Annotated in this window: 23 protein-coding genes; 15 read left to right on the top strand and 8 right to left on the bottom strand. The window is 60.1% G+C overall.

Annotated elements, in window-relative coordinates; genetic code table 11:
• Positions 1–7 precede the first annotated feature (7 nt).
• From paaE to galU, 8 genes are all read left to right on the top strand, one after another.
• Positions 8–1,249, top strand: coding sequence for a 1,2-phenylacetyl-CoA epoxidase subunit PaaE (paaE, locus tag QF047_RS03780; RefSeq protein ID WP_307274134.1), 1,242 nt, complete (start codon positions 8–10; stop codon positions 1,247–1,249).
• A 102-nt stretch (positions 1,250–1,351) separates the two neighbouring features.
• Complete coding sequence (locus QF047_RS03785) at positions 1,352–2,131, top strand: enoyl-CoA hydratase/isomerase family protein (protein WP_307274137.1); 780 nt, start codon at positions 1,352–1,354, stop codon at positions 2,129–2,131.
• 640 nt (positions 2,132–2,771) lie between these two features.
• Positions 2,772–3,311, top strand: coding sequence for a hypothetical protein (locus tag QF047_RS03790; RefSeq protein WP_307274140.1), 540 nt, complete (start codon positions 2,772–2,774; stop codon positions 3,309–3,311).
• On the top strand, positions 3,308–3,589 hold the full coding sequence (locus QF047_RS03795) for a PqqD family protein (RefSeq protein ID WP_307274143.1): 282 nt from the start codon (positions 3,308–3,310) through the stop codon (positions 3,587–3,589). Before QF047_RS03790 ends, QF047_RS03795 begins: the two co-directional genes overlap by 4 nt.
• 85 nt (positions 3,590–3,674) lie before the next feature.
• Positions 3,675–4,823 carry an ATP-binding protein gene (locus QF047_RS03800; protein ID WP_307274146.1) on the top strand — a complete coding sequence of 383 codons (1,149 nt, stop codon included), beginning with the start codon at positions 3,675–3,677 and terminating at the stop codon, positions 4,821–4,823.
• 88 nt (positions 4,824–4,911) lie between these two features.
• Positions 4,912–6,489 (top strand): polysaccharide biosynthesis tyrosine autokinase, encoded by a 1,578-nt coding sequence (locus QF047_RS03805; RefSeq protein ID WP_307274148.1) that lies wholly within the window; start codon positions 4,912–4,914, stop codon positions 6,487–6,489.
• 8 nt (positions 6,490–6,497) lie between these two features.
• Entirely contained in the window at positions 6,498–7,400 is a 903-nt protein-coding gene (locus tag QF047_RS03810; protein ID WP_307274151.1) for a nucleotidyltransferase family protein, read from the top strand.
• Between the two features lie 68 nt (positions 7,401–7,468).
• A complete protein-coding gene (galU, locus tag QF047_RS03815) occupies positions 7,469–8,359 on the top strand; it encodes a UTP--glucose-1-phosphate uridylyltransferase GalU (RefSeq protein WP_307274154.1) in 891 nt (296 codons plus the stop codon).
• Between the two features lie 19 nt (positions 8,360–8,378).
• Here galU and QF047_RS03820 read toward each other — a convergent pair whose 3' ends face one another.
• The 7 genes from QF047_RS03820 to gmd all read right to left on the bottom strand — a co-directional run bounded on the left by QF047_RS03820 (position 8,379) and on the right by gmd (position 16,621).
• Complete coding sequence (locus QF047_RS03820; RefSeq protein WP_307274156.1) at positions 8,379–8,777, bottom strand: VanZ family protein; 399 nt, start codon at positions 8,775–8,777, stop codon at positions 8,379–8,381.
• A gap of 344 nt (positions 8,778–9,121) precedes the next feature.
• Complete coding sequence (locus tag QF047_RS03825; RefSeq protein WP_307274158.1) at positions 9,122–9,727, bottom strand: LPXTG cell wall anchor domain-containing protein; 606 nt, start codon at positions 9,725–9,727, stop codon at positions 9,122–9,124.
• A gap of 180 nt (positions 9,728–9,907) precedes the next feature.
• Positions 9,908–11,779, bottom strand: coding sequence for a DUF4012 domain-containing protein (locus QF047_RS03830; protein WP_307274161.1), 1,872 nt, complete (start codon positions 11,777–11,779; stop codon positions 9,908–9,910).
• A gap of 1 nt (position 11,780) precedes the next feature.
• Positions 11,781–13,094 carry a UDP-glucose/GDP-mannose dehydrogenase family protein gene (locus QF047_RS03835; RefSeq protein WP_307274163.1) on the bottom strand — a complete coding sequence of 438 codons (1,314 nt, stop codon included), beginning with the start codon at positions 13,092–13,094 and terminating at the stop codon, positions 11,781–11,783.
• A gap of 60 nt (positions 13,095–13,154) precedes the next feature.
• Positions 13,155–14,591 carry a sugar transferase gene (locus tag QF047_RS03840; protein WP_307274165.1) on the bottom strand — a complete coding sequence of 479 codons (1,437 nt, stop codon included), beginning with the start codon at positions 14,589–14,591 and terminating at the stop codon, positions 13,155–13,157.
• Between the two features lie 27 nt (positions 14,592–14,618).
• Positions 14,619–15,593 (bottom strand): GDP-L-fucose synthase, encoded by a 975-nt coding sequence (locus QF047_RS03845; protein ID WP_307274167.1) that lies wholly within the window; start codon positions 15,591–15,593, stop codon positions 14,619–14,621.
• Positions 15,593–16,621, bottom strand: a complete 1,029-nt coding sequence (gmd, locus tag QF047_RS03850; protein WP_307274169.1) for a GDP-mannose 4,6-dehydratase — start codon at positions 16,619–16,621, stop codon at positions 15,593–15,595. The genes QF047_RS03845 and gmd overlap by 1 nt, the downstream gene beginning before the upstream one ends.
• 465 nt (positions 16,622–17,086) lie before the next feature.
• Between gmd and QF047_RS03855 the strand changes: the two genes are divergently transcribed.
• The 7 genes from QF047_RS03855 (at position 17,087) to QF047_RS03885 (ending at position 25,258) form a co-directional block, all read left to right on the top strand.
• On the top strand, positions 17,087–18,616 hold the full coding sequence (locus QF047_RS03855) for a polysaccharide biosynthesis tyrosine autokinase (RefSeq protein ID WP_307274172.1): 1,530 nt from the start codon (positions 17,087–17,089) through the stop codon (positions 18,614–18,616).
• 69 nt (positions 18,617–18,685) lie between these two features.
• On the top strand, positions 18,686–19,564 hold the full coding sequence (locus tag QF047_RS03860) for a glycosyltransferase family 2 protein (RefSeq protein ID WP_307274175.1): 879 nt from the start codon (positions 18,686–18,688) through the stop codon (positions 19,562–19,564).
• Positions 19,565–19,626: 62 nt separating this feature from the next.
• Complete coding sequence (locus tag QF047_RS22300) at positions 19,627–20,724, top strand: glycosyltransferase family 4 protein (RefSeq protein WP_373427738.1); 1,098 nt, start codon at positions 19,627–19,629, stop codon at positions 20,722–20,724.
• A 148-nt stretch (positions 20,725–20,872) separates the two neighbouring features.
• Positions 20,873–22,360 carry an oligosaccharide flippase family protein gene (locus tag QF047_RS03870; protein ID WP_307274180.1) on the top strand — a complete coding sequence of 496 codons (1,488 nt, stop codon included), beginning with the start codon at positions 20,873–20,875 and terminating at the stop codon, positions 22,358–22,360.
• Between the two features lie 635 nt (positions 22,361–22,995).
• On the top strand, positions 22,996–24,558 hold the full coding sequence (gene istA / locus QF047_RS03875; protein WP_307274183.1) for an IS21 family transposase: 1,563 nt from the start codon (positions 22,996–22,998) through the stop codon (positions 24,556–24,558).
• Positions 24,555–24,785, top strand: a complete 231-nt coding sequence (locus QF047_RS03880; protein ID WP_307274185.1) for a hypothetical protein — start codon at positions 24,555–24,557, stop codon at positions 24,783–24,785. Before istA ends, QF047_RS03880 begins: the two co-directional genes overlap by 4 nt.
• Positions 24,782–25,258 (top strand): ATP-binding protein, encoded by a 477-nt coding sequence (locus tag QF047_RS03885; protein ID WP_307274188.1) that lies wholly within the window; start codon positions 24,782–24,784, stop codon positions 25,256–25,258. The genes QF047_RS03880 and QF047_RS03885 overlap by 4 nt, the downstream gene beginning before the upstream one ends.
• Positions 25,259–25,797: 539 nt before the next feature.
• Here the strand turns inward: QF047_RS03885 and QF047_RS03890 are convergent.
• Entirely contained in the window at positions 25,798–26,124 is a 327-nt protein-coding gene (locus QF047_RS03890) for a transposase (protein ID WP_307274191.1), read from the bottom strand.
• Between the last annotated feature and the right edge of the window lie 165 nt (positions 26,125–26,289).

A 26,289-nucleotide genomic window follows, 5' to 3' on the forward strand; every position in this document is an offset into this window, starting at 1 on the left:
AAGCCCCATGCCTGTTGTCCGCCAGACCGCCGCCGAAACGGCGCAGGCCACCGGCCGCCGTCGTCCGTCCTTCCATACGCTCGCCGTGAAGGAGGTGCGCCGGCTCACCGAGGACGCCATCGAGGTGGCCTTCCACGTCCCGGCGGAGCTCGCCGGCCAGTTCGACTACCTGCCCGGCCAGTATGTGGCCCTGCGCACCAAGCTCCCGGATGAGACCGGTGAACTGCACGAGGTGCGCCGCAGCTACTCCATCTGCGCCGAGCCGCGCAGCTTCGGGGACGGCAGCAGCGAGATCCGGGTGGCGGTGAAGCAGGACCTGGGCGGGGTGTTCTCCACCTGGGCCAACGCCGAGCTGAAGGCCGGGGACACGCTGGACGTCATGAGTCCCATGGGCGCGTTTGTGTCCAGGCACGGCCGGGACGGCCAGGCCGTGGAGCAGAACCGGATGAACTCCATGAACAACCCGGAGGAGCTGGCCGGGGACGTCGCCTCCAGCGGGGAAGCCAGTTTCGTCGCCATCGCCGCCGGCAGCGGCATCACGCCGGTGATCGCGATCGCCCGCACGCTCCTGGCTAAAAACCCGGAGTGCCGGTTCGATCTCATCTACGCCAACAAGGCCGCCATGGACGTGATGTTCCTGGAGGAGCTGGCGGACCTGAAGGACAAGTACCCGCAGCGGCTGGCCATCCACCACGTGCTGTCCCGCGAGCAGCGGATCGCGCCGCTGCTCAGTGGCAGGATCGACGCCGAAAAGCTGCAGCAGCTGCTGGGCACCGCCATCCACGCGGACGACGTGGACGAGTGGTTCCTGTGCGGGCCGTTCGAGCTGGTGCAGCTGTGCCGGGACACCCTGGCGGAGCGCGGTGTGGAGCCGGAGAAGATCCGGTTCGAGCTGTTTACGTCCGGCAAGCCGGACAAGCCGGAGGGGCATGCGGGCCGGCCGGTGGTGGTGGACGAGTCCAAGGAGACGTACAAGATCACGTTCAAGCTGGACGGCCTGCAGGGCGACGTGGCCAGCCCCACCCACGCCCGCGAGTCCATCCTCAATGCCGCGCTGCGGGTCCGCCCGGATGTGCCGTTCGCGTGCGCCGGGGGAGTGTGCGGCACGTGCCGGGCCAAGGTGGTCACCGGCAGTGTGACCATGGACGAAAACTACGCGCTGGAGCAGGATGAGCTGGACAAGGGCTACGTGCTGACCTGCCAGAGCCACCCCACCAGCAAGGAAGTCACGGTCGACTTCGACGTGTAATTTCTATTAAAAACTGAGTCCGGGTATGCGCCCGCAGGGTTCCCTGGCCGAGCTTGCGAGGTTAGGGTGCGGGTGGGGACACGGACGAACCCAAGGAGTCCCATGATTTCCCTCTCCATCAGCAACAACGTCGCCGAAGTCGTCCTCAACGCCCCGCACAAGCTGAACTCGCTGGATGAGCAGGCGCTCGCGGAGTTGTCCCAGGCGTACGACGACGCTGCTGCCGCCGCCTCACGCGGTGAGGTGCGGGCGCTGCTGCTGAGGGGAGAGGGCCGCGCCTTCTGCGCGGGCCGGGACATCTCGGGTGTAAATCCCGAGAATGACGACGCCGCTACATACCTGGGCGGGCTGGTGGAGCCGCTGCTGAAGAAGATGTCTTCTTTTCCCGCTCCGACATTTGCCGCGGCACACGGCGCCTGCCTCGGTGTGGGGCTGGGGCTGCTGCTGGCCACGGACGTGGTGTACGTGGCGGAGAACGCCAAGTTCGGCTCACCGTTCGCGAAGCTGGGCGCAACGCTGGATTCGGGCGGCCACTGGTACTTCACCGAGCGGCTGGGGATGCACCGGACGCTGGACCTGATCTACACCGCGGAGCTGATCAGCGGCACCGAGGCGGTGGCACAAGGTCTGTTCAGCCGTGCCATGCCGGCGGACGAGCTGCTGGAGAACACCGAGGCAATTGTCGCCAAGGTGGCCCGCGGGGCCACCGGCGCCTTCACCGCGAGCAAGGAGCTGGTGGCTCACATCCGCGACCAGCGCCTGGGCCTGTGGGAGGCCATGGCCGAGGAGAACACCGAGCAGGCGAGGCTCTGCAAAACCGACGACTATGCCGAGGGTTTCAGGGCTTTCCAGGAGAAGCGGGAGCCGCAGTTCCGCGGTTAAGCCTGTGGCAACCAAATCCGGTGGTTGAGCTTGTCGAAACCCGGTGGGGGCCATAGGTAGATACCGCATCCCCAGGCTAGGTGGGTACGGTCGGCCTGAAGAATCGGGTATCGCTTACTCGTGTTTCCGGCGTCGGTTCGTTGTTCACTAAAAGTGCCGGCGAGGAGCGAGTCTTCACGATTAGGGCTCCCGCCCCGGCATTCGCCGGCACCATCATCGCGATGGCTGAAACAATGAGTCTCCCGGTGAGCCTTGGATGATTCAGGAACGGCGGGATCAATGCGACACAGATTAGCCACCGGGGACGGCATTAACCTCGCCACCTGCCCCCATCAATTTGTTGGCCGATGCGATGACTGTTCCGCGTCGGCAGCCCTGAGGGAATCAGACCAGATGGTGACCGATGAAGGCGGAACTACCTTCTCGGCCGAGTCCGATCCCTAACGCGCATCGAGTAAACCACGCCAAACAGCCATTCACAGCAGATCTTGACCCAACCTTGCAGCTTGATTGCAGGAATCTTTAGTCGCGTTCGCAAGAGTAGTCGAAGCCGGGAAATCGCCCGGCCAATCCCCGCTGCCGGTCTCTAGTGGACTGGTCGCGGCTGAAGACTACAACGGGGGCGTCATTGTCTGAGGTTTTGAACGAAACGGTCACCAGCGGCGAAGAGAACGGTTTCAGCCGGCGCAGGGTAGTCGCGGGTGTGGCCTGGTCGCTTCCCGTTATTGCTACGGCCATCGCGGCTCCTGCGGCTGCGGCTTCATACGTTCCTTCGGTGACGTTGATAGGAGCCGGGTCCTCAATCACCTATAGCCAGGGAAATCGCTTAGGCACTGGTCCCACGAAAATCCAGATCGCGGGCGTCGTAGGCGCAATGAGCGGAAGCGTAATCATCGAGCCAGTTGGCACCATCCATGCGAGGGTCGGAATCCAGCCGTCCACTGGCAGCGTTTTCGCTACGTCCAGTTTTAGCGGCAATACTTCCACCACCACTTTTGCGGCTGGGACAGGGACGGGACAGGCTCTCGATATTCCCGTTGGCTTCTTCGACCTAGAGGACGCGGCACCAAATAAGCCAAAGCCTCAAGACGCCTACAGCTACATAATGACTGTGCTCCTCACCGTACCCAACGGTCAGCCGGTGAAAGCCCAGACTAACCTCACGATCACTTTCAAATGATCTGGCATCGCTCCAACAATGTCGCCCAAGTCTGCACCGAACCCCGGGCTCGCGTCGCCCTGCTGCACCTCGATGCGACCCAGCCCGTGGTCTTGGAAGGGCCGGCTGCGGTCATCTGGGACCTCATCGACGGCCAACGGTCAGAGCAGTCCATCCTGGCTGAGCTGGAGGCCATCTTTGAGGACCGGTCCGGACAGATGCAGGCCCAGGTGGAAGACTTCCTCGCCAGCCTTGAAGCACAGCGGTTGATTGAGGCTGCCCGCGGCGCTGCACGTTGAGATCATGAGGTCCGCGGGAATCAGGGGGGACACACGTTTGGCTTGGAGGAAGCGACTGTTCGAGGAATTGGCAAGAGGCAGTGACGTGCTGCCCCTGGACGTCTTGGGAATCCAGTTCGTAGTGCGCTGGGGCCGTGCCGTTACCTGGCAGCAGCGGGTGAATATGAGCGCGGCATGGGCACGGTGTGCCAGCAGCCGTGACCCCCTCCTTCCGCCTCTGCCCCTGGAACCCACTTTTGACAGGCCCTTTACGGCGTCCGTGGCTTCGCAGGCCCTAAAGCACGACGGCGGCACATTTCAACTGCAGGCCGCTTCCTTTGAGGAGCTGGCTGAGAACCTCACGTCCCGGCTAACGGTGGCGGCAATCCTGGCCAACGCCGGCGACCTCGTGATGCTCCACGCATGCGGTGTCGCAGACCGTGAAACGGGTGCGGTGGTTGCACTCGTGGCAAAGTCGGGAACGGGCAAAACCACTGCGGCTTCTGTGCTTGCCCGGTCATATGGATATGTCACGGACGAGACCGTAGCCATCGCACCGGATGGCTGGGTGGTTCCGTATCCCAAGCCGCTGTCCGTAAAGCAGGAGCCTGGCTCGCCGAAAGGCCAGGTGGGACCTGACGAGCTCGGACTCCTGCCAGTTCCCGCCAACCCCTTCATCCAGTCGATCGTGCTGCTGGACCGGGTCCAGGCTGACCGCCCTTCGGCCCCGGTCCTGGAGAGGGTTCCGCTGGCTGATGCGGTACTCGCCCTGATCCCGGACTCTTCCTCCCAAGGGGACATCGTGGAGCCGCTGCGGTCGCTCTGCCGGCTGATAGACCGCGTCGGGGGAGTCTGGAAGGCCACGTACTCGGAAGCGGCCGACCTGCCGGCAGCCCTGGAACCCCTGTTCCGGACCCAGCTGGAAAAGCGGCCTGGGACGGAGCCCGAATGGGAAGCCCGGGCAGCAGAAGGTGACCGGCCTGGACACATCCCCGACGGCCGCATCCGGCGCGCAGCACCGAAAGATGCAGTGGCAATCGGCGGCGACCTGCTGATGATGCTGGATAACGAGATCGTAAGGCTGAGCGGGATCGGCCCGGCCATCTGGGAAGCATCAGCCAACCCGGTCGGGCTGCACCAGCTCGCTGATGAAGTCGGCAAGGTGCACGGCACACCGGAAGGCTACCGGAACGCCGTCGCCGCAGCCACAGCCCAGCTCATCGCGAAATCAATTCTGGAACAGGGCCGCAAGTAGCCGCCCATCGTGTGGGGGACCACTCGAAGCAGTGCCCCGGCAACGAAGACCGGGAGGAAAACAGAGAACTTGAGTGGAAGGAACCACCATGAGCACAACATCCGCCCCCGTGGAAGCGCCTCCGGGCCTGGACCTCAGCGACTACCTCCGGGTGCTTCGGGTCTACTGGAAAGCTATTGTCGCCTTCACCCTGCTGGCCACCTTGGCCGCGGTCGGCTGGACCGTCCTGCAGCCCAAGATCTACGCCTCTGATTCCAGCGGCATCGTGGTCACACCAGGCTCGGACAACGTGAGCCTGTCACTCGCCGGGGACAGCCTGGCCAAGGCCAAAGTCAAGAACTACGAGTCAGTGGCCAAGTCGCGGCTCGTGGCGGACAGAGTCATCCAGGCATTGGAGCTGAACACCAGTGCTGACGCTCTGCTGGGCAGCATCAGCGTCAAGGTCCCGCTGGACACTGCCGAAATCCGGGTGACTGCCGAGTCAACAGACCCGGCTACCGCGCAACGCGTGGCCGATGCATGGGTCAACGGCCTCGCCGCCCAAGTGGAACGGATCGAAACGGCACCCCCGGCTGAGACAGCTGTTGAGTCCGGTGCCGCAACAGCGCAGGAAGCCGCATCGCCGGCAAACCCTACGGTGACGGCTGTCCGAGTGCTTCCACTGGGCAAGGCAGTTCTCCCCGCCAGCCCCACTTCACCCAACGTCAAGCTCAACCTGGCGCTGGGCGCACTCGTTGGCCTGGCCCTCGGTGTGGCCTATGCGCTGATCCGCCGGCACCTTGACCGGCGGATCCGAAAGGCAGGGGAAATCGAAGGGCTTTTCGGTGTCCCCGTGATCGGCACTCTTCCCGTGGACCACCGCCTGGACGGGAAAAGCACCGTCCTGGACGCTGGCACCGCAGCGCAGCTCCACGACGCCGGCGGAGCGATGGCTGAGGCCCTCAGGGAACTGCGCACCAACCTCAGCTTCCTTGACGTGGACCAACCGCCACGGATCATCGTGGTCACCAGCTCCGTGCAGGCAGAAGGAAAATCCACTGTCACCGCCAACCTTGCCGTCACCATGGCTGCCGCCGGCCAGAATGTTGTAGTGGTCGACGGCGACCTCCGCCGGCCCACATTGGTGGACGTTTTCAACCTTGTTCCGGGCGTGGGGGTCACCGATATCCTCACCGGCACCGCCGAATTGGCGGACGTCCTCCAGCCTTGGGGTGCGCTGCCGAACCTCTTCGTCCTTGGCTCGGGCCGCATCCCGCCGAACCCGAGCGAGCTGCTCGGGTCCCGGGCCATGAGGAACATGCTCAATGCGTTGGCCGAGGATGCAATTGTCCTGATCGATGCCCCGCCCCTGCTTCCGGTGACAGACGCAGCCGTCCTCTCCCGCGCGGCGGATGGCGCCATCGTAGTGATCCGAACTAGCAAGACGACTCAGGAACAGCTGGCACAGTCCCTCGGGAACCTCGAGAAGGTCAAAGGCCGAATCTTGGGCGCCGTCCTCAATTACGTTCCAACCAGGGGAACAGATGCCTATTCGTACTACGGAACGTATACCTCGGCACCCGCCCCGACGGCTGAAACTGATCCGCAGCAGCTTGCCATCCCAAATGTGCACGAAGCGGATCGTCTCCTCGAAGCCGTGCCCGGTGGACGCAGGGCCAAAGGCTAAGGGTGCCCGTGCCGGACAGTGCCAATGAAACGCAGCTCAGTATCCCCGAGGGTGTGCTCCTGGGCCACGCGCTGGCGTCAGGCGTAGCGGAGAGCCTGGGTATCCGAGCCTTCTTCATCAAGGGGCCGGCAAGCGTAGTCCAAGGGCTGCGGCAGCCCAAAACGTCAGCTGACGTGGACGTTTTCGTGGCGCCCTCCAACCTGGAACAAATGCTTCGCGGCCTGCGGGAGCGGGACTGGCGGGAACGCCCGGTGGATCCGGACAGCAGGACCTTTCCAAAGCACTCGGTTACCCTGGACCACCCTGAGTGGCCTTGTTGCATCGATGTTCACTTCCGGTTTCCAGGCATGGAGAATCCCGCCACCGATTGCTTTGAGGTGATGTGGGCGAGCACCTATGCCCTTGAGCTTGCCGGACAGGAGGTCCGGGTCCCCTCAACGGCGCTGGGAATCCTGATCCTGGCACTGCATGCCCTCCGGCCGCCCGAGTTGCCTGCGTGCCGGCAGGAGCTTGAGTTCTTGGCCCACCTCACAGAACGGCAAGCGCAGGCGTCTTCCGTCCTGGAAATCGCCAAGGCCACGGGCTCGCTGGCGGCCATACGCCCCTTTCTCAACGACCTCCTTCCCGGGACCGCAGTGCCCGTGTGGCCGGAGCCATCCGTGGAATGGCGGAACCGCCTGAAGGCTAAGGAGCCGGGAAGCGCGCGGCTCATTGCTGTTGTCCAAGCCCCCTGGCAGGACAAACCAAAGATGTTGTGGCGCGCGATCTTCCCACGGCCGGAGGTCTTCCTGAGCGGGAACATCTACGCCGACATGTCCGTACTGGGACGGCTCCTGCAGCACCGTGCGAGATGGGCTCGGTTTCTACGTTCGGCTCCGCAAATCGCCCGAGACCTCACTTCCGGCGGTTGAGCTTGTCGAAACCCCGGACCGACGGCCAGAAATTGCCTTCGTCCGCCACTGATTTGTAAGGTTCACCTATGACTACGGGGAAAGCAATATCCAAAGCCGTCATTCCTGCTGCCGGATTGGGAACTCGCTTCCTGCCCGCCACCAAGGCTATGCCGAAAGAAATGCTGCCGGTGGTAGACCGCCCGGCTATCCAGTACGTCGTGGAGGAAGCCGTAAAGTCCGGCCTCACCGACCTGCTGATGATTACGGGGCGAAACAAGCGGTCCCTTGAGGACCACTTTGACCGCGAGCCTGGCCTGGAGCGTGCGCTGGAACTGAAGGGCGACACCGATCGCCTGGAATCCGTGCAGTACGCCTCGGAGCTGGGCCCCATCCACTACGTCCGCCAGGGCGAGGCCAAGGGCTTGGGCCACGCGGTGCTGTGCGCCGCACAGCATGTGGGGGACGAGCCTTTCGCGGTGCTGCTAGGCGACGACCTGATTGACGAGGCCGATGACCTGCTGAGCACCATGATGCAGGTCCAGCAGAAGACCGGGGGTTCAGTAATCGCTCTAATTGAAGTGGATCCGTCCCAGATTAGCGCCTACGGCTGTGCGGACATCACCGTGGTGGACGGCGAAGAATACGTCCGGGTCAACAGCCTGGTGGAAAAGCCTGCCGTGGGTGATGCGCCGTCTAACCTGGCTGTGATCGGACGGTACGTGCTGCACCCGTCCGTGTTCGGCGTCCTGGAGCACACCGCGCCGGGCCGCGGGGGAGAGATCCAGCTGACGGATGCCCTGCAGACTCTGGCTGCCGGCGAGGGCGAAGGATCCGGTGTGTATGGCGTGGTCTTCAAGGGCCGCCGTTTCGACACGGGCGACAAGCTGAGCTACCTCAAGGCGGTCATCACGCTGGCGTCCGAGCGGGTGGAGTTCGGTGAGGACCTGAAAACCTGGATGAAGGGCTTCGTCAACTAAACTCGCGCTTTACCGAGTTCTAGAGGTCCGCTACCGGAACGTGGCGGGCCTCTAGTTTTCTTAGTGCCGCAGCGGCCAGCAGGGAGCCAAGGAGGGTGCCTGACGTGTTTGTCATGAGGTCCAGCGGGCTCGGAAAACGGTTGTGAAGAAACAGGAGTTGGCCCAGTTCCATGAACCCGGAGATGAGCAGTCCAAATGCTCCGATCCGCCACCATGGCTTTTTTGGAAAAGCAAGATTGCTGGCGAATCCAAGCGGTACAAAAAGTGCAACGTTCGCCGAGGCCTCAACAAATTGGTAATTGAACCAGGGTGGAATTCCGTGGCCGTGCAGGAATTGCAGGGTGCTGGCGAGTTGGCCTTGAACGGGCTGGTCTACGGGGGCCGGCCAAAACGCAATAAGCCCCAGCAGGATCAGCATGGCTGCAAGGATGACCTGCCAGAGCTTGCGGTTGTGAAGGTGCCTCAAGCCGAACTCAGGAGGTCCGTAGAAGGGCTAACGCCGCAGTCCCCAAGGCCGAGGCAGTCAGAAGTAACAGCAGGGCGTAGTGGAGGATCTGTGGGCGGGGGCGAGGTATAGAGAAGCCGTACTCTCTTGGTGCTCTTCGCCAATGTTTCCCCATAGACATAATAATTACCACAACCCTGAGGGTGGGCTGTGCCGGTGATTGACCTGTCGAAACCCGGCGAACCCTTAAAACGGAGAAGGCGGGTGTCCTCTTATCGAGAACACCCACCTTCTTCGGTGGTTATTGCCTGATGCTGCTATGCAGCAGCTTCAGCCTTCGCGCGACGGCGAACAACAACGACTGAGGTTGCGCCGGCGGCCAATGCGCCTGCGCCGACCAGGGTCCAGAGGACCAGGCCTGAGTCAGCCCCGGTGTTGGCCAGCCCTGTGCCACCTGTGTTGGCTAGGGGAGCACCAGGAACGTTGCCACCGGTGTTAGCCAGGGAGGCTGCAACGGTGACCGTGACGGGCCCAACCGTGACGCCAGACTGGGTGCCGGTTGCCGTGATTGAGTAGGTTCCGGCTTCGCTGATGGCGATGGGCAATGCTACCGCACCCTGTGCATCGGCAGTTGCCGACAGGTTCTGCGCTTCGGTGACAACGGCGATGCGGGCAGCCACTGCACGGTTACCAACGCCAGCACCATTGGAGGCAGGGGCCTGTCCGGGCGTAACGGTGATGACCAGCGGTTCGTTAGCGCGGAAGCCCTGGCCGCGGAAGACGAAAGTTTCACCCGGGCCAACGGTTCCGTCGGAAACCGCTGCCTGCGGCGGAAGTGCCGGGTAGGTTGCCGCCATGGCGGGTGCCGAGCCGACAAGCGCGATGGATCCTGCAAGTGCGAGTGCAGCGAAAGTCTTGTTCATGTGTGTCCCCCCGGAGACGTTTAATTTTGATACCCGATTTCGGGGAAAATGTCCCCTCTGCGCGAGACCGTGTGCAGAACTACGGATAGATATCTCAAGACAGACGGTACCATCTGACGCAGCTTGTCACCAACCTCAATCCAGTTGGTTTACATAGTGTTAACGCGCTGTCTTTCGTCTCTAGCCACAGCCTGCATTCTGAGTGGGAAGAGTGACATCTTTTACATCCTGAACAGTAGGTGTGACAACCACGTTAGGTTCCGTGTGTTGAGCAATTTTTCCGAATGTGAATTCCACGGTTTTGCTCTCACCCGGTGCCAGCCGCACAGCCAGAACGCCGACTGGTCTGTTGCTGTGTAGGTACGGGGCAAACTCCGTCCTGTGACCGTCCAACTTAGCGGACTCCACGTTTGCTTGAACAGGTCCATAGGCCACAATGTTCGTCTGAACGGTACCAGGCGGTACCCCAAAAGCGCCGTCGCCGGTTACATAAGCAGGCAGCGAGGTGGCGGCGTCGGCGGGGGCAGAATTAGTGCTCGTGACGCGTACCGTGGTCTGCTCGTAGCCGTCTTTGGGGCATTCCTTGACCAGTTGGACTGTGCGTTTCACGTAGTAGTCCATTTTTGCGCCCGTACCGTCGTTGAAGTAGACCCCAAATTGGGCGGGGGAAACGCTCGGCCCACTGATCGACCCGCTCAATGTGTACTTAGCAATTACAGACTGTTCCGCTGGCACCGCCGACCAGACGAGCACGCGGCCCTCGTCGACGCCACGGGTAAGCCCTGCGAGCAGGGCCCTTGCATTTCCTTTACCCTCCGACAACGCTGCAAAGATATCTTGCGCCACACCGGCGAAGTAGGCGTCTTGGAGGTTCGGCCGCTCGATTTTTGAGTACACGTCCGAGAGCAGAGTGTGGACGACGTTCTTACCGGTCAGCTCTGTAGGCAAGCCCGAGGCAGCGAGTGCCAGAAGCTCAGGGTTTGTGATCTTTACCGGGCCCGTGGCATCCAAGATGTAGCCCAAGGCCACGGGATCAATGGACATCACACCATCAACTCCCTCTCCAGTTTTTCTCTCCCACATGGCCTTTGCCGTGCTGGCCGCCGTTGGGAAGTCGGGCGTCAGATTTGCATCTTGCATGAACTTGCCGACACGCCCCGAGTAGATCTGTTGTTGCTCAAGGTCGAACGGAACAACTGGTGACCTGACCCCCATGGCTCCAGCACTGCTTTGGGAGCCGAGGGTGAGCTTACCGCGGTCCAGGCTTAGGACGGCCAGAGCTCCAGGAATGCCGCCAGAGGCTCGAGCCTCTGCATTGTTTTGGATGATGAGAAGGTAGTTTCGGGGGGCTTGTGCGCCGAGCATACTAGGCGCAATACCTGATGCGTTGGCCGCGGCGTTGAGGGCTCCAGTTACGTCGTTCAATTGATCCCTTGCCTGAGTCAATGGATCCGCCACCTGAGGGAACAGCCCGTTGACGTCGATCTGATTCAGCCTATCGGCGGACAGTCGAACGGCATGCGCAGCAGACGAAATACCTGGGGATGCTGTCTCAAGCGGTGCCAGATCAGTGCCCGAGCTGGAAGGGAGGAGAGCTTCCCAGTCGAGGGAGCTGTAAACCTTCACCAGTGGTTCGAGGCCCAGGCTAGCCACATCGTCGGCTGAGCGTGCGACCTCAGCCACGGCGGCAAAGTTGGAGCCGACACCGGGAAGACTTGAGGCCAAGGTCCACAGGGGATCGTTTGCGGCTTCCTTCGCTGCGGCGGTGTGTGCGCGAAGTTGTTTGACTGTCCCAGAAGCATCACCGGCGTTGTCGTTCGTGATGTTCGTTTTCAGAGGCTCGATCAGGAGAGTCGCCGCATTTAGTTCGGACTTAATTACCGCTCCCTTGCTTCCCAGCCAAGCCACACAGGCCAGGCCGATGAGCCCCAGGGTTCCAAGGGAAATTAGGGTAAGCAGCAGAGGACGTCGACGGGTTGTTTTGCGAGCGCTCGAAAGCCCTTTTGCCTTGGAGTTAGGCTTGATTTCCGAGGTTTCTTGACTATTTTCCATCTCAGGGTCGGCCTAGGCCTCGGTAGATCCACCCAGCTGCACGCCACTTGGCCGCATCCAGAACGTTCCGACCATCGAGCACCCGAGGTGAAGAGACAGACTCCACCAACTCGTATGGGTTTAGGTCGCGGTATTCTTGCCACTCGGTAAGTAACAGCAGAGCATCCGCCTTCAGCACGGCAGCGGAAGTATCTGTTTCGTACTGTAGCTCCGGGAATCTACGGGCCGCGTTTGGCAGAGCCTTAGGGTCGGTAACTGTCACAACCGCTCCTTGCAGTTGCAGTTGGGCCGCGATGCTCAGAGCGGGAGAATCCCGAACGTCATCACTGTCAGGCTTGAATGCGGCGCCTAAGACGGTGATTCGTGCGCCCAGCAAGGACCCGCCGCACAACTCGCGCGTAAGCTCCACCACGCGAGATCTGCGACGCATGTTAATGGCGTCGACCTCGCGAAGGAAAGTGAGCGCCTGGTCGGCACCGAGCTCACCCGCGCGGGCCATGAATGCACGGATGTCTTTCGGCAGGCACCCACCGCCGAAGCCGATTCCTGCATTCAGGAATTTCCGACCGATACGATCATCGATGCCAATGGCGTCAGCGAGTTGAGTGACGTCCGCTCCTGCTGCCTCGCAGAGTTCAGCCATGGCGTTAATAAAGGAAATCTTTGTGGCTAAGAATGAGTTTGCAGCAGTCTTGACCAGTTCCGCAGTCGGATGATCGGTGACCAGGCGGGGGGTACCCGAAGCGATTGACGTCGAATAGACCTCATCCAGGATGGAAACCGCGGGATGGTCTTCAGAACCGTCGCTGACTCCGTACACGAAACGATCCGGGCTGAGAGTATCAGAAACAGCGTGGCCCTCCCTGAGGAATTCAGGATTCCACGCCAAATGCGCCCCGGGCTGTTGGGCCTGCACTAGTTCCGCTAGGCGTCCGGCCGTCCCGACGGGCACAGTCGATTTTCCAACCACAACATCCCCGGGGGCAAGGTATGGCAGGAGGCCCTTAACGGCGGCATCTACGAAGGTCAGATCGGCCGCATTCTCACCCTTTTTCTGTGGCGTACCGACACAGACGAAGTGCAGCTTGCTCCCTTCTGCGGCTGCGAGGTCCGTGCTGAAGGACAGCCGTCCTTTTTCTTGGACTTCCTTGAGCAGCTCCTCCAGAGCTGGCTCGTAAAAAGGGGCTCGCCCTGCGGCTAACTCCTCGATCTTCCGAGCGTCCACGTCTATGCCAACAACGTCGTGGCCTAGCTTGGCCATGCACGCCGCATGTACAGCTCCAAGGTAGCCGCAGCCGATCACGGATATGCGCATAGTGTTAGTTCCTTCCCCAAAGGGTCAGTTGCCCGCATCATGTGGAGCAGGTAAGCGAAATTAGTAGGCGCCTGTACTTCCAAAAACGGCACGGACGGTTCTAAACAGGATTACGAGGTCGCCGGCCAGCGACCAATTTTCTACGTAGTACAAGTCGAGGCGGACGGAGTCCTGCCAGGACAGGTTCGAGCGTCCGCTGACCTGCCACAGGCCCGTGAGCCCTGGCTTGACGAGGAGACGACGACGTACATCGCTCTCGTAGGCCTCGACTTCGCGGGGAAGAGGAGGACGTGGGCCGACTAAACTCATTGTTCCACTGAGGACGTTTAACAGCTGAGGCAATTCATCGAGGCTGAATCGCCTCAGGAACCCGCCTATGCGTGTCACGCGTGGGTCGTTCTTCATCTTAAAGAGAGGGCCACTGCCTTCGTTCCGCTGGGCCAGTTCGGCAAGGCGGGCTTCGGCGTCGACGGTCATGGAACGGAACTTCAGCATATAAAAATGGTTCCCCTCCATTCCCACTCGTTCCTGACGGAAAAAGACGGGACCTGCACTATCGAGCCTAAGCAGGGCGGCTATGAGGATCATTGCTGGTGATGCCAGCAGGAGCAGAAGGCCCGCCGCGAGAAGGTCAAAAAGCCGCTTGGCTACACGTTGGCCTGCTTCAAGTGTTGGGGTCGTGACATGAATTAGAGGTAAACCCGCTACCTGCTGCGTATGAATCCGAGGTCCAGCAATATCTGTGAGGGCTGGGGCCATTATCAGCCCGATGTTCCGAGCCGCCAGCTCCCAGCCCAGGTGACGAAGAGTTTGAGGGTGTAGTTGAACACCGGCGGACACCGCTACCGCATCGGCCCCGCATGCTTCCAAGGCTTCGACAATGGATTTCGGATCGGGCTTGTGTCCCACGATCCTTAGTCCCGAGTTGGGCTCTACCCCAATGCCTGCTTCTTGTCCAGGAATGTATGCGGCTACGGGAAGGTAGCCCGCGTGCTTCGCTCTGTGCAATGACGCGGCCAAGTGTGCAACAGCACTGGGACCTCCTAGCAACAGCAGCCGAGACATACTCCGACCTTGCCCGCGCCCAATGCTTAGGTGCTGCCTTATCAACCATCGGCCAAGCAAAAGACCAAGTAGCCCAACAGGGAGAGCAAGCCCTACGTACCCACGTGCAGTTTCAATTCGGAAGACATACGAAACTATGGCCACGATGCTAAACAACCACAGGGACGCCGCGGCCACGCGCTTGTACTCGTCCGGTCCCGACCCGAGGATGCGGCTCTGGCGGCTGTTCCAGGCTCCCAGCATCAACCACCAGGCGGCAGCGAGGACCACTGAAAACCATACGTACGGTGCGTCTTCGCCTACAGAACTGAATCCCGGGCCCAAGCCGAAACGTATCAGGAACGCACCCATGACTGCCCAGGTGACGACGAAGGCATCGACAATCTGTAAACGCCGCGAGGAACGCCTGCGCCAGTTGGCGTCCTCACTCATCGAATTCCCCCATTTTGCAATTACTCTCTAGCTGCGAACAGAGAGAGAGTTTTCTCTGAACCATTCGACTGTACTTCGGACTCCGTCTCCGAGTCCGATGGACGCAGACCAACCAGCCTCGGTCAGTTTGGAAACATCGAGTAGTTTTCTAGGCGTGCCGTCAGGCTTGGTGGTGTCCCAAGCGATTTTGCCCGTGTAACCAACTGCAGATGCAACTAATGACGCAAGCTCACGAATCGTCACATCATTTCCAGTGCCCACGTTCACCTGTGAAGGACCGTCGTAGTTTTCTAACAAATGCAGGCAAGCTGCGGCCATGTCATCCACGTGCAGGAATTCGCGGCGGGGAGAACCTGTACCCCAGTTGGTCACAACCTGGGCCCCGGACCGTACTGCTTCGTCGTAACGACGAATCAAAGCAGGCAACACGTGCGAACCCGACGGAGAGAAGTTGTCCCCGGGGCCATAGAGGTTGGTAGGCATCGCGGAGATCCAGGGAAGGCCATATTGACGGCGAACAGCCTGAATCTGCATGATCCCGGCAATCTTGGCAATCGCATATGCGTCGTTGGTCGGCTCTAGGTGCCCGGTGAGTAGCGAGTCTTCGCGTATCGGCTGTTCCGCAAATTTCGGGTAGATACAGGACGAGCCTAAGAATAGGAGACGTTCAACGCCATGTTCGCGGGCTGCATCCAGGACGTTTACTTGGATCCGCAGGTTGTCGCTGAGGAAATCAACCGGATACGTATTGTTAGCAAGGATTCCACCGACCTTGGCAGCAGCAAGAACGACGTAGCGGGGCCTCGACTCAGCAAAGAACGCAAATACAGCTTCGCGGTCTTTCAGATCGAGTTCCGATGACGTTTTTCCAACAAGATTAGTGAAGCCCTCGGCTTCCAAATTTCGCCAGACCGCGGACCCAACAAGACCGCGGTGACCGGCGACATAGAATGTCGATGACCTGTCCAGCGGAATTGGTTCGAACACGACGTCGTCAGACACTACTTCTTCCAACTTTCGAGCTCGACTGTGTCTATCCAGTGGTTTCCGGCGTGCCTGAGAGCCTCGATGTCTGCGTCAACCATGATTCGAGCCAATTCCGGTGTGTGGACCGAGGCTTTCCAGCCAAGCTTTTCTTGGGCTTTTGATGCATCCCCGACAAGAGCGTCCACTTCCGTCGGACGGAGGTATCGCTCGTCAAAACGGACGTGGTCTTCCCAGTTCAGACCCGCGTGTTCAAACGAAATCTGGAGGAAGTCGCGAACGGTGTAGTTGCCCCCCGTTGCGAGCACGAAATCGTCGGGCTCATCAACCTGGAGCATCCGCCACATACCTTCGACATACTCCGCAGCGTATCCCCAGTCCCGGACGGCATCCAGGTTGCCCATGTACAGGAGGTCCTGCTTGCCGGCCTTGATCGCCGCCACAGCGCGGGTGATTTTACGCGTTACAAACGTCTCGCCCCGCCGAGGGGACTCGTGGTTGAAGAGGATGCCGTTAACCGCAAACATCCCGTAAGCCTCACGGTAATTCTTGGTGATCCAATAGCTATAGACCTTGGCGGCTCCGTAAGGTGAGCGCGGGTAGAAGGGGGTTTCCTCATTTTGTGGGGGAGGCGTGGCACCGAACATCTCTGAGGATGACGCTTGGTAAAAACGGGTATTGATCCCTGACATCCGCACGGCTTCCAGCAACCTGATAGTTCCGACGCCGGTCGTATCCGCCGTGTGCTCGGGCTCGTCAAAAGAGACTCGAACGTGCGATTGGGCCGCGAGGTTGTATACCTCGTCTGGTTTTATCTCTGCTAGCAGAGTAACGAGGCGTGCACCATCACTCAAGTCGCCGTAATGCAAGAAAAGCTTAGCTTTCGGGTCGTGAGGATCGACGTACATGTGGTCAATCCGCGACGTGTTGAAAGTAGAAGCCCGGCGAATGAGTCCGTGCACCTCGTAGCCCTTGTTCAGCAGTAGCTCGGCAAGGTACGAGCCGTCTTGGCCTGTAATACCAGTGATTAGTGCGCGTTTTGTCATAATTCCCCCACAATACAAGTGATACTGGGCCCCGGGCGCAGTATGGCTCGGCTGAATACCGACCTCATCTTAGTGGGCGGCGGTGCAAGTCGCTAAACAGGCCGTTCCGGGGCTCATCGTTCACCGGATGTAGTCGGAAAGCGCGGCCGTGGCCTGCACCCGGGCATCCATGAAGAACTGGTTCCGCGCTAAGGGATCCAGGCAGTGTCCGAGGGGGACTGCTAGTCCGCAAGGTCACGTCTTAGCATCCGGCTTACTTCTCGAACCTTCATGTTCGGCTTGCTGGTCAGCGGGGGCCTGTCCGAAGGCTGAGGCAAGTGCAACTTCAGCCGCACCCTGTTTTTGGCGATGAAAAGGCGACTGAGCCCCGGAAGGGGACGGCTATAATTGCTGAGACGCACGAATGTTGCCGTTCTTGAGCTGCCGGTGGGGGCAACGCCAGAAACTTACAGGGGGACTCCAGTTTTGGATTTACGCGACTACCTGCGCATTTTGCGCCGCAACTGGATATTGATAGTTGCGGCAACGCTGGCCGGTCTCCTCGTCGGAGGCGTGCTTTCGGTCCTAGCCAAACCGATTTACAAAGCCGATACAGAGATTTTTGTAGCTACTCATAGTTCAGGATCAGTTCAAGAACTACAGCAAGGTAATACTTTTACTCAGGCTAGAGTCCAGTCGTACGTTAGGACGGTTGACTCACCCATGGTGCTTCAACCGGCCATCGACTCCCTCGGGCTCGCAACGACTCCTGCTCAATTGTCAAGGGCAGTGACGGCGAGCAGCGACCTTGACACCGTTTTGATCAACATTACTGTTGAGGACGGTTCGCCGGTTCAGGCAGCAGCAACGGCGGAGGCGGTCGCTACCAGCCTTATCCGCGCGGTGGATTCCCTTGAGAGGCCCAAGACGGGGGGAACATCCCCTATCAGTCTCTCAATTATCAAACCTGCAGTCGCGCCAGATGCGCCTTCCGGTCCGAATACGCGGCTAAACCTGCTCCTCGGCCTTGTAGTCGGTCTGGCTATGGGTATTGGTCTCTCCGCTCTGAGGTCACTTATGGATACCCGCATCAGGGGGGAGGCCGATATGCGTAACATAACGGATGCTCCACTATTGGGCGGCATTTCCTTTGACGCTGAGGCGACCAAAAAGCCGCTCCTGACTCAGGTTCCACCTCAAAGCCCAAGAGCTGAATCCTTCCGCCAGCTTCGGACCAATCTTCAGTTCGCTAATGTGTCGGGGCACGCGAAAACCGTCCTCATTACGTCGTCCTTGCCTGGCGAGGGGAAGAGCACTACTGCTACAAACCTTGCGATAGCCCTGGCTCAGGCGGGTGAGTCCGTTTGCCTAATCGATGCCGATCTTCGTCGCCCTATGGTGGGTGACTACTTGGGTATCGACCCGAGCGCAGGTCTCACCACCGCCCTTGTTGGGCTTGCTGATTTGAACGATCTATTGCAGCCGTGGGGCGATGACAATCTGTTTGTCCTGGCCTCGGGTCGGATCCCTCCCAATCCCAGCGAGCTTCTGGGCTCGCCCGAGATGAAGGAACTCATCATGAGGCTGGAACAAGCCTTCGATACGATCATTATCGACGCGCCGCCACTGTTGCCGGTAACGGACGCTGCAGTACTTTCGCAACATGTAGGCGGCGTGGTCCTTGTAGTTGGAACACAGAAGCTCAAGCACCAAGACTTAACTAAGTCAATGGCGGCTCTGCAACTGGTTGGATCCAATCTACTGGGTGTTGTACTCAACAGGCTTCCAGCCAAGGGACCTGACGCCTATTCCTACTCTTATGGCGGGCATGACGCAACATCGTCGAGTGACGAGAGTGCGATGTTGGCCGATGGGACTAGCCACCCTCGGGCTTGGGGCAACCAGAATGGTGCGCGGAAGGGGCGGAGAACAGTTCCAACTGGCTCTGACTTGCTACAAGATGACGGTTTCAGACCGGCAACGAAGTATCCCGCCGGCCGATTGTCTCAGAGTTGAACCAGCTCGAATCCACGAGCCAATGAATATCGTCGAAGTCTGATTCGTAGTCTTAATTTAGGTGCAAATGTGAATCTGTATATCATTATCGCCTGCCATAACCGCCGAGACTCCACGCTTCGGTGCATTCAGAGCGCGTATGACGCAGCCAGGAAGGCTGGTCTAAATATGCGGATAACTCTTTATGATGATGGCAGTCATGATTTGACGGCGGAGTCCGTATCGGCGCGGTTCCCCGACACGGAGATATTGGCGGGAACTGGGTCAGAGTTTTGGGCCAAGAGTATGGCAATCGCCGAGGCCTCGGTTCTGAAAACCATCCGACGGGACAACAAAGAGAATCCCTTCGTTGTGTGGCTAAACGACGACGTCGTTCTTGATGTGGATGCCTTCGAGCGACTAAACGAATTATCGCTGAACAATCCAGGTCAGATATTGGTGGCTGCAATGCGAGATCCGCTGTCGTCCGAAGTGACGTACTCGGGACTAAGAAGAAGCGGACTTCACCCTCTGAGTTTTGAGACATACCCGATGTCCTCCGTTCCTCAGTCAGTGGAAATCTTTAACGGGAACCTAGTCTTGGTGCCTGCATCCGCTGCTGAATTGATTGGCGGAATCGATGGTGGATACTCGCACGCCTTGGCTGACATCGATTATGGCTTCCGGGCTGCATCAAAATCTATTGGTGCAAAGTTGGCGCCGGGTTCCCTTGGAACGTGTGCTCGGAATCCTGTTCCTCCTTCGCAGCCGGTAGCGACGCAATGGAAGCACTTCGTGGGGCCGAAGGGGGCTGGGAACCCAAAGTCTATGCGGAAGATCCTCCGACTGGCAGCACCTCGGAGCTGGGTGGTTTACTATCTGGCAACCTATGGACTTTGGTGGGCGCGCCACATTTGCGAGAGCTTTTTCAGGGTTGTTTTATCTCGTCGTTCTAAGCCGACGTCATAGTGAAGATTGCCGTCCTGGGTCCATGCCGACCATCGGAGTTTGTCGGAGATATCGAGTCGTCTGTGGCTGGGTTGCCGGAGGGACTTGGGGGTACGCCGATTAATGATCTAGTTCGCGGACTTCTGGACCTAGGGCACCACGTTCACCTGATCAGTGCGTCTCCGGACGTGACCTCTGTTTGGCGAGCCCAAGGGCCACAATTTTCTATTTCTGTTGTTCCTTATAGGAAGCGTCCCAGAGAGCGCGCCCTCGATCTGTTCCGTAAGGAGCGGAATCTGATGGCACGGGAGCTGGCTTCCAGTGATGCCGAGGTGGTGAGCGCACACTGGTCATATGAGTTCGGATGGGTGGGTGTTACTTCTGGAAAACCATGCGTTCTCAGCGTTCACGATGCACCTCTGACGATTCTCCGGAACCTTCCGGACGCCTACCGTCTTTTTAGAACGCTCATGGCTTATCGGGTTCGAATGTCCGCGTCCTGTGTTACCGCTGTGTCACCGTACCTTGCCCGGAGATGGCGGAGGCAGATGCTGTTCCCAAGGGCCATTAAAGTCATACCGAATATGACGCCTCCATTGCCCGTATCAGACCTTCAACTGACAAGAATGCCGGTAATACTTGACATTGCTGATGGTAGTTCGTTGAAGAACGTGCGCCGGCTTATCGAGGCCTTCGACCTTTTCAGTCGAGACGTGCATGGTTACGAGTTGCGACTTGTCGGTCCGGGTTTGGGGGAAGGTGACGAGATGGCAAGGTGGGCCGCTGCTCAGAACATTTCCGGAAATGTTCGTTTTTTTGGCAAGCAATCTCGTTCGGAAATAGGTCGTCATCTAGCAGAGGCCTCCTTGTTTTGTCATCCATCTCTGGAGGAGAGCCAACCGATGTGCCTTTTAGAGGCGATGGCTGCGGGCGTCCCCATCATAGGAGGTTACCGCGCGGGCGGAGTCCCGTGGACCCTAGATGACGGCAATGCAGGGCTTCTTGTCGATGTTTCCCGTCCTAAGATGATTGCTTCTGCGCTTCGCGATCTCCATGAAAATGCTCCTCTTGCTGATCGTCTGGTTAAGCATGGACGGCGCTTGATCGAGGATAGACACAGCAAAGACAGCGTGACTACGGCGTACTTAGAAGAGCTTCGTCGGGTTCTGTTGTCGGACTAAGTCCAGCTGAAGCGGTTTGAATGCCGGGTTCCTATGGCTTTCGGGGATGTTGCGATGGGAAATACGTCCGTGCCACCAACACATAAGCATCGCAGCCAACTGGTAGCGGCAGAAAGATCGAGATGAAATTAGCGTCGGGGACCGTAAAGTGAGCCGTCTTAGGAGCGTCTCTCGAAGTTTGTCTTGGGCGTTGACAGCTCAGATGATCATCAGCGTTGGTCAGTTGGTCTATGCAGCCTTGACTGCTCGGCTTTTTACGCCCGCCGAATTTGGCGGCTTCGCGGCGGCTCTAAGCCTTATGGGCATACTCTCACTTCTGACGACAACAGGATTGCCGTCCTTCGTATTAAAGGAACCTGAGCTTGGGGGTCGTGCGGTCCTAACGATTCGTCTCTTCGGCCTTCTGGGAGGAATTTTATCGGCCGTCGTCTTCGTAGTCCTGGTTCCAGGCTGGCTCTTGGTACTGGGCGCCCCAGAAGGTCATATGTACGTTGGTCTGCTCGCTGTCGGTCAAGCCATAGGGCCCTCTGCGGCCATAGAAGCGGCGTTACTTCGACGTGAACTACAGCCCAAGAAAGATGCGCTTGCACTTCTTGCAAGCTTCCTGCTGGCCAGTGGTTGCGGGATCATTATGGCCTTACATATCAGACAAAGCTGGACATTAGCTGCAGTGGTTGCATTACAATCACTCCTACTGGCGTTTCTCTCGCGGTTACTTCAAACCCATAAGCGCGCGCAGGGGAGCCGCTTGTTTTACCGCACGGTAATGGGATTCACGCGGAAAATAACAGCGCAAAACACCGGTTTTTTTCTTTTACAACGAGTGCCGGAGTGGATCGTGAGTGCTTCGTTGGGTTCTAGCGCCTTAGGTCAATTTACCAGGGGGGCCTCCTTGGCTCAGATGCCAGCTACTGCGTTGAATGCGGCGCTCGGTCGGGCCATGCAACCATACTGGCGTCTCATCAGCCGGCCATATGTTGCAGATAGGGCTATGAATGACGCGGCCACTCTTTCAGCGGGAATTGCTTTTCCGATTTTCGGTATCGTAGCCGTGAATGCCGGGGCCCTTGTGGATCTGTGGTTGGGGGAGGGGTGGGAACAAGCTGGGGCTTTAGCTACTCTTCTAGCGATTGGTGCTGGGCTCGCCGTGCCGTTCGGTGGCTTGGCAAGCGGTCAAGAAATGCGGGGCAATTTCAAGCATGTACGACGTGCGCAGTGGTCTATGGCGGGTTCCCTAGTTATTCCGGTTCTTCTCTTGGTTACAACCCGCTCAATTTGGTGGGCGGCCGCGGCCGTTACGACTTCGACTTTTGTTGGTCTTTTCGTCATGGCGATATCGTCGGCCACCTCTCATACCGGGTTCAGGGTAAGGATGAGAAGTCGCCTCGTGAGGCGATTGACCTCACTTGCGCTCTGGTCTGCTGGAGTTTCCGTCCTCGGGCTATTCGCGGGACTTGAGGCGGCCAGGCTTGTTTCACCAGCGGGTCGAGTAGCAGAGGCTGCGCTGCAGATTAGCGTTGCCGGGAGTGTGTCTGTATTTGCCTGGGTATTGACTTTCCGCTGGCACGAAACAAACCGCGTACTTCGTCGGCGTGGCGTGCGGCTCCCATCCTTTGTCGGGGGTCGTTCCGTCTGAGGGGAGCGCAACTCAGATCTTGCTGCGAAGGGGAGCCCTACGGAAATGAACGCTGGCGGGACGGGTAAGCCTCAAACCACTGACGTAGCGTCTGCAGTATGTGCCGAAAATGTGCATATTTGGCAAGGGTTGCGGGCTCCAACCCTTGACCAGCTCCTGAAGTACGTCGTTGCCGCGCGGTGCATCCTCCGGAGAGCCGGGGCGCGGCAGGCGCCTTGCGGGTCTTCACCTCGTTGGGGAACGATACCTGAGATAAGTGGCTCTTCGCATTTGGGCATGAATGTATTGATTCGGTAGGGCTGTGGCCACCCGTGGCGAGAAGGCATCGGAGTCTCTAGTGGGTGCAGTTGCGGAAGCGGCGGGCGCTTCTGCGGGTGGTTTCGATCACGTCGTTGATCGCTTCGATGGCTGACTAAATCCCCCAAGTCTCAGGACAAGCATGAGGAGACCAGCTCGTTGACGAGTTCTCAGCTGAATATTCGCGCTTTTGGGGTCCATCTGTCGTGTGTTTGGGGGCCGGTGGGCAGAGCGCGCAGTAGCCGTCTTGGGTGCCGGTAGTGGCGTGTCTGGGGGCCACCCAGTTTAGGCTCCTTCCGTCGTGTGTATAGGGCGCACGGCGGAAGGAGTAATCATCAATGGTACGGAAGATCAGAGCGAAGCTCGTGTTGCAGTTGCGCGCCGAGGGCCTGTCCGGGCGGGCGATCGCGGCATCGCAGGGAATGTCGCGGAAGAGCATCACGGCGGTGCTGGAGGCTGCCGATGCGGCCGGTGTGGTTTGGGACGATATCGCCGACAGCACGGACCGCGAAGTTTATGCCCGGTTGTTCCCGGGCCGCGGTGAGCATCAAAGCGTGTTCCTGAAGCCGGACTGGGACCAGGTCCACCGGGAGATGGCCCGGGTCGGGGTGACGCTGAAGCTGATGCATGGCGAGTACGCGGATTCATGCGCCGCTGCCGGTGAGCCGATGATGGGCTATGACCGGTTCTGCAGGACCTACCAGCGGCATGGGTTGGTAACAGGGGCGGCATCCCGGGTCGGGCACAAGGCCGGGCAGACGGTGGAGGTCGACTGGTCGGGGCCGACGATGCAGTTGGCCGATCCGGTCACGGGCAAGGCCAGGACCGTGTATCTGTTCGTGGCATGCCTGCCTTTCAGCCGGTACGCGTTCGTCGAACCCGCCCTGGACATGAAGCAGGACACCTGGTTGCGGGCCCACGTGGCGATGTTCGAGGCCTTCACCAGGTCAGTGCCGCGGATCGTGCCGGACAATCTGAAGACCGGTGTCATCAAGCATCCCCGCGAGGGCGAGGTTGTGCTCAATGACGCTTACCGCGAGATGGCGGCGCATTATTCGGCGGCGGTGCTGCCCGGACGTGTCAGGGCGCCGAAGGATAAGGCCAGCGTGGAAAACACGGTTGCCCACGTGGCTACCTGGATCATCGCCGGGCTGCGCCAGCGACAATTCACTTCGTTGCCGGAGCTGCGGGCCGCGATCATCGAGCGGGTAGCGGCCTACAACGCGGAGCCGTTCCAGAAGCGGCCAGGGTCCAGAGCCAGCGTGTTCGTAGCCGAGGAGCAGCCGCTGCTGACGGGGCTGCCGGCGGTGGCCTATGAGATCAGCAGGTGGGTATACGGGCGCCGGGTGGGCCGGAACGGGCACGTGGTCTGGGAGAGGAACTACTACTCGGTACCCTTTGCCCATATCGGCACCACGGTGGACCTGCGGATCATCGATCGGGTGATTCAGCCCTACCGGGGCACCGAACGGCTGACCAGCCACCTGCTGCTGCCCGAGGGCGCAGCCAACGAGTACCGCACCAACGACGCCGACCTGCCCGCCGGCGAGAAGTACCGGCAGTGGGACCCGCCCCGGGTGCGGGAATGGGCCGGACGGCTCGGCCCGGCAGCGGTGACCGTGGTCAACCGGATCTTCGAGTCCGTCCCGGTCGACGAGCAGGGCCTGGACGCGGCATTGGCCGTGTTGCGGCTCTCCCGGCGCTACTCGGCCGAACGCCTCGAGGCAGCCTGCCTGCTTGCGTTGGCAGGCCGTGTCCGGTCCCCACGGTATGCGCATCTGCAACCGATCCTGGCCACAGAGCAGGACAAAGCCGCCGGTCTCAGGCCACCACGGGATGAACCGGCCGAACACGGCGGATACGTCCGCGGCGCCGAATACTACGCAGGCGGTGCCAAGTGAGCGGGATCGATATCGAAACCAAACGCAAGCTCCGTGAGATGGGCGCCGCCCCGATGCTGGAGGCGCTCGAGGCCCAGGACGAGACGCTCGTGCTCGGCATGGCTTTCGAGGAACGGCTCCGGCTGGTCGTCGACGAAGCCCACTCCGGGTTCAACCACGCCAAGGTTGAGGGACTGATTCGGCGGGCCGGGCTCCGCTACCCGAACGCGGTCTGGACCGGAACGTGATCGCCCAGCTCGGCACGTGTTCGTTCATCGAACGGCAGCAGAACGTCGTCTTTCAGGGATTCACCGGATCCGGGAAGTCGTACCTGGGGTGCGCCCTGGCCAAGCAGGCCTGCCAGCACCGGATCCGGGCCCACTACGTCCGTATGCCCGACCTTGAGGAAGCCTGGGCGCTGGCGAAGGACAAGCCACAGGGACATACCAAATTCCTGAACAAATACGCGGCCTTCACCCTGCTCGTGATCGACGAATGGCTTCTCGACCACCCCGACGAGGGCATGCGCAGCATGCTGCTGGAGCTACTGGAACGCCGGTACGACACAGCCTCGACCGTGTTCTGCACCCAGTACGCCAAGAAAGACTGGCATCAACGGCTCGGCTCCGGGTCCACGCCGACGCGATCATGGACCGCATCGTGCACAACACCGTCTGGGTCGATACCGGCAACCACAACATGCGCCAACACGCCACCATGAAGCAGTAAGAAAACGTCGGTGGGAGCCGGTGGCCCCACAACCCCGGCCACTGGCCCCCACCGGCAATATCAATGGCCCCGAAACGCAATATCAAGTGGCTTCCAAACCTTCAAATACTCACTCAGCCCCGTTCGGGTCTGGCCTGGGAGATTTGGCGGAGCTTTTGTCACCCTCGGTCCCCGAGGGTGAGTTTCGCGTCGACTCGGGCAGCTTGTTTCTCAGTCGTCCGGCCCCCAACCTGGGGAGGTCAGGCGGATCCGGTAGAACATTCGCCCTTGGATCCGCGGTGCTCGAGGATAACTTGTTGGGCGCGGCCGAATTCATTGTCCGTGGCCGAGCCAAGCTTTACAACATGTGAGGCGTCCCGGGCGCTGAAACCCTTCGTGCAGTTCGGCGCCCATCGCGTTGGCGTAGCCGTGGAACGAATCCAGCGCGGCGGTCTTGATCCCGGTGGGAAAATTCCTTGCCGCGGTCTTTGAGCCAGTCGGCTGAGGCCTCCCCGGACCGGCCCGGGACAAGGTCCAGCAATCTGGCCTGCATCACGCCGTGGCATCGCAGATGTGCTCCACGATCCCGGTGACCATGCTGGCCCCGGGCGCTCGTGGGTCGATGGCAACGACCTGCACCCCCATGCGCCACTCGAACCGATGCGCGAACAGCCAGTCCCCAACGCCCTCACTGTCGCGGCCGTCAACCATCTCAAGGACCTGTCGGGTGTCCAGATCCACGATGGTGGTCGGCCACGGTTCGTGGCGTTTCCAGGCCTTGGCTGCCACAGTGGCCACGAGGGCGTCCCGGAGCCGGGGGAGGACCGTGCCGGCCGCGGTACTTGGGCGGTCTCCTCCGTGAATGTCCTGCGGGGGCACAGGTAACCATCGCAGGAGAATCTTCGCTTGGCTCACAGCACTCGGTCGGACCGGCAACAGGGGATCACAGCCAGGGTGGCTGGCGGCAGATCGCGCCGCGATAGGGGGCATATAAGGCTTCACTCACGCCGACCCCGTGGCAGGAGGGCAGAGAATGCAGTAGCG

The organism is Arthrobacter sp. W4I7 (assembly GCF_030816215.1).
GTDB lineage: Bacteria > Actinomycetota > Actinomycetes > Actinomycetales > Micrococcaceae > Arthrobacter > Arthrobacter siccitolerans_A.

Bases quoted from the DNA above. Each gene is read 5' to 3' on its own strand.
- QF047_RS03820 (WP_307274156.1), bottom strand. From the start codon at position 8,777: ATGCTGATCCTGCTGGGGCTTATTGCGTTTTGGCCGGCCCCCGTAGAC.
- QF047_RS03840 (WP_307274165.1), bottom strand. From the start codon at position 14,591: ATGAGTGAGGACGCCAACTGGCGCAGGCGTTCCTCGCGGCGTTTACAG.
- QF047_RS03835 (WP_307274163.1), bottom strand. From the start codon at position 13,094: ATGCGCATATCCGTGATCGGCTGCGGCTACCTTGGAGCTGTACATGCG.
- QF047_RS03795 (WP_307274143.1), top strand. From the start codon at position 3,308: ATGATCTGGCATCGCTCCAACAATGTCGCCCAAGTCTGCACCGAACCC.
- QF047_RS03825 (WP_307274158.1), bottom strand. From the start codon at position 9,727: ATGAACAAGACTTTCGCTGCACTCGCACTTGCAGGATCCATCGCGCTT.
- gmd (WP_307274169.1), bottom strand. From the start codon at position 16,621: ATGACAAAACGCGCACTAATCACTGGTATTACAGGCCAAGACGGCTCG.
- QF047_RS03805 (WP_307274148.1), top strand. From the start codon at position 4,912: ATGAGCACAACATCCGCCCCCGTGGAAGCGCCTCCGGGCCTGGACCTC.
- istA (WP_307274183.1), top strand. From the start codon at position 22,996: ATGGTACGGAAGATCAGAGCGAAGCTCGTGTTGCAGTTGCGCGCCGAG.
- galU (WP_307274154.1), top strand. From the start codon at position 7,469: ATGACTACGGGGAAAGCAATATCCAAAGCCGTCATTCCTGCTGCCGGA.
- paaE (WP_307274134.1), top strand. From the start codon at position 8: ATGCCTGTTGTCCGCCAGACCGCCGCCGAAACGGCGCAGGCCACCGGC.
- QF047_RS03785 (WP_307274137.1), top strand. From the start codon at position 1,352: ATGATTTCCCTCTCCATCAGCAACAACGTCGCCGAAGTCGTCCTCAAC.
- QF047_RS03830 (WP_307274161.1), bottom strand. From the start codon at position 11,779: ATGGAAAATAGTCAAGAAACCTCGGAAATCAAGCCTAACTCCAAGGCA.